The organism is Streptomyces sp. P9(2023), from assembly GCF_032436795.1.
In the GTDB taxonomy this organism is placed as follows: Bacteria; Actinomycetota; Actinomycetes; order Streptomycetales; family Streptomycetaceae; genus Streptomyces.
In genome coordinates this window covers 1-596 of record NZ_JAUPWM010000122.1, presented here as the reverse complement: position 1 = coordinate 596, position 596 = coordinate 1, and the positions used below count along the sequence as shown (strand labels likewise).

Sequence of the window (596 nt, the reverse complement as noted above, 5' to 3'; positions counted from 1 at the left end):
ACGTGAGTGAGGACGCGAAACGGTGGGCTGAGGCCCGCAAGATCGCAGCCCAGCGCGTCTCTGAACGGCGCGACAGATGGTCCAAACAGTGCCAGAAGTTTCGCAAAACGTGGCGAGTTTGGGACGAAGATTGCACGTTTCTGCCCGCCGATTGGAAGCAAAGTGTGGTGCGTTGGCTCGATAACGGAGTGCCTTACGACCGTATAGCTGAGGCGCACAGCATCGCAATCGAAGCCTACGGCGTCCCAAGTCGCACAGTCTTCCGCTACATGGCGGGCGTCATCAAGAACATCGTGAAGGAAATCGAGGCCGAAACTGCCGCGATCCTGAGAGCGGGCGACGATGGCTAGAGAGTTCGCACGCTACCTCGTCTCGACCCACCGCGACCCAGATTGGGCCACGCTGACCACCACCCAACACGACTGTTACATGGCGCTCCTGTCCAGCCCAGACCTGTCATGGGCCGGGGTTGTCCCCTACTTCCCAGCCAGGTATGCAGGCAACGCCGCCGACCTGACACCCCGCAAGGTTGCCAAAGCGTGGGACTCGCTCGCAGACGCAAACCTGCTAGTCATCGACCATTCAACCGGTGAAAT

1 protein-coding gene is annotated in these 596 nt (G+C 60.1%); it reads left to right on the top strand.

The features are described 5' to 3' along the window. Positions 1-350: hypothetical protein (locus Q5762_RS36950; protein WP_315896692.1), on the top strand; the 350-nt coding region annotated here is incomplete at its 5' end. Between the last annotated feature and the right edge of the window lie 246 nt (positions 351-596).